This window comes from Romboutsia sp. 13368 (genome assembly GCF_018336475.1).
In the GTDB taxonomy this organism is placed as follows: domain Bacteria; phylum Bacillota; class Clostridia; order Peptostreptococcales; family Peptostreptococcaceae; genus Romboutsia.
Window position 1 is genome coordinate 1,475,675 of the sequence record NZ_CP048741.1, and the last position, 453, is coordinate 1,476,127.

General features: G+C 31.0%; 1 protein-coding gene. It reads left to right on the forward strand.

Annotated features, from left to right (window positions below):
- Positions 1-453: CAP domain-containing protein (locus G3997_RS05960; protein ID WP_296649438.1), on the forward strand; the 453-nt coding region annotated here is incomplete at both ends.

A 453-nucleotide genomic window follows, 5' to 3' on the forward strand; every position in this document is an offset into this window, starting at 1 on the left:
GTACTACTCCAAGTACACCAGGTAATGAAAATAACAATAACAATAGTAACAACAACAATAATACTGAAAATAATTCAGGTTCTACAGAAGAAAAGCCAAGTACTACTCCAGATACAAACAATTCAGACTTCTCTTCTTATCAACAACAAGTTCTTGAATTAGTAAATAAAGAAAGATCTAAAAAAGGTTTATCTCCTTTAACTCTTGATTATAGCTTATCAAGTGTAGCAACAAAAAAATCTCAAGATATGATAAACAAAAACTACTTTGATCATACTTCTCCAACTTATGGTTCTCCATTTGATATGATGAAAGAATTCGGTATATCATATAGAAGTGCAGGAGAAAATATAGCAAAAGGACAAAGAACTCCACAAGAAGTTATGAACGCATGGATGAATTCTTCTGGTCACAGAGCAAATATACTAAACTCTAGCTTTACTAARCTTAGTA